Origin of the sequence: Pseudoroseomonas cervicalis ATCC 49957 (assembly GCF_000164635.1) — a bacterium.
Classification (GTDB): domain Bacteria; phylum Pseudomonadota; class Alphaproteobacteria; order Acetobacterales; family Acetobacteraceae; genus Pseudoroseomonas; species Pseudoroseomonas cervicalis.
Window position 1 is genome coordinate 1634584 of the sequence record NZ_GG770777.1, and the last position, 1755, is coordinate 1636338.

General features: G+C 74.6%; 2 protein-coding genes. One reads left to right on the forward strand and one right to left on the reverse strand.

What is annotated here, in order from left to right:
* Positions 1–693, forward strand: a 693-nt coding sequence (locus tag HMPREF0731_RS07045; RefSeq protein WP_007003369.1) for an NAD(P)/FAD-dependent oxidoreductase, incomplete at its 5' end; no start/stop codon positions are given.
* Here the strand turns inward: HMPREF0731_RS07045 and HMPREF0731_RS07050 are convergent.
* A complete protein-coding gene (locus HMPREF0731_RS07050) occupies positions 632–1576 on the reverse strand; it encodes a LysR family transcriptional regulator (protein WP_007003370.1) in 945 nt (314 codons plus the stop codon). The genes HMPREF0731_RS07045 and HMPREF0731_RS07050 overlap by 62 nt on opposite strands.
* Positions 1577–1755 lie beyond the last annotated feature (179 nt).

Genomic DNA, 1755 nt, shown 5'->3' on the forward strand with positions numbered 1-1755 from the left:
GGCGTGCCGGTGCGGCGGGTGGCGCGCATCCCCGGCGGCTTCCGCGCCGAGACGGCGCGCGGCACCCTCACCGCCGGGCGGGTGGTGTTCGCCACCAACGCCTATACCGGCGCGGTGGCGCGCGGCCTGGCGCCCGATCTGCGGCGCGGCCTGGTGCCGGTGACCACCCACATGATCGCCACCGAGGAACTGCCGGAGGGTCTGGCGCGCCGCGTGCTGCCGGCCAATCCCGGCGTGTCGGAGACGCGGCGGGTGATCAGCCATTACCGCCTCTCGCCGGACGGGCGGCGGCTGCTGTTCGGCGGCCGTGCGAGCTTCTTTCCGCTGGATGAGCGGCGGACCAGCGCGCTGCTGCACCGCGCCCTGCTGGCGCGCTTCCCGCAGCTGCGCGGCCTCCGGGTGACGCATGGCTGGGGCGGGCGCGTCGCCATGACGATCGACCGGCTGCCGCATCTCGGCGGTGGCGAGGGGCGCTATTTCGTCGCCGGCTGCCAGGGCAGCGGGGTGACGATGATGACCTATCTCGGCCACAGCCTGGCGGAGAAGATCCTCTCCGGCGCGTCCGACCCGGTGAACGCCTATGATGACGGGCTGCCGCCGCACCACCCGCTGTATGACGGAACGCCCTGGTTCATGCCGGTGCTGGGGAGCTGGTACCAGCTGCTCGACGCGCGGGAGCGGCGGGCGGCGTGACCGCCCCGGCGCCGAGCGCCGCGAGGACGATCTCGGCGAAGCGGTTGGCCAGGTGCGAGGTCGGCCGCGTCGCCGAGGTGACGATGTTCACCGGCAGCCGCACCGCCGGCAGCAGCGGCCGCCAGGCGAGGCCGGGGGGGCCCGCCTGCTCCATATAGGCGTCGACGATGGCGATGCCGGCGCCGCTCTGCACCAGCGCCGGCGCCTGGAGCGAGGTGGCCAGCTCGATCGCCAGCGGCCGCTCCACCCCGTCGCGGGCGAAGGCGTCGTCCAGCAGCTGGCCGAAATAGGTGCTGGAGCCGAAGGAGATCAGCCGCGCCCCGGCGAGGTCGCGCGGCGAGAGGCTGGGCCGCCGCGCCAGCGGATCGTCCGGGTGCAGGGCGCAGGCCAGCGCCACGGTGGCGACGCTGCGGGTGACGCTGCCCGGATTGCCCACCGGCGAAAGGCAGAAGCCGAGATCGACATGGTGGCCCACCACCAGCTCGGCGCAGGTCGCGGCCTGCACGCAATGCGACACCAGCTTCACCTTGGGGAACAGCCGGGCGAACTCGGCCATCGCGCGCGGCACCACCGACAGGCCGAGCGAGGCCGAGGCGGCGATGCGCAGCGTGCCCGCCTCGCCGCCGCGCAGCTCGGCCGCGGTGCGGCTGAGGCGGGCGATGTCGCGCATCAGCCGGGCGCTCTCGGGGAACAGGCTCTCCGCCTCGGTGGTCGGGCGCAGCCTTCCCTTGACCCGGCGGAACAGCGGCATGCGCAGCCGGTCCTCCAGCCGCTTCAGCGCCTTGCTCAGCGCCGGCTGGGAGATGCGCAGCGCCGCCGCCGCCTCGGTCAGCGAGCGGGAGGACATCACGGCATGGAAGATCTCGAGCTCGCGCGATGTCATGGCCGGCCTCCACGGGTCGGCGCCACTGTGGCGGCATCGGCGCGCCGCGCAAAGCGCCGAGGCGGCGGCGGACCATAACCGCAGGGCATGGCCGCGCAACGAAACAGCCATGGATCGCGCCGCCCACGCTTCCATACTGCCAGCGCGGGCCTGGCCGCGCGGGGCGCCCGCCCCGCCCG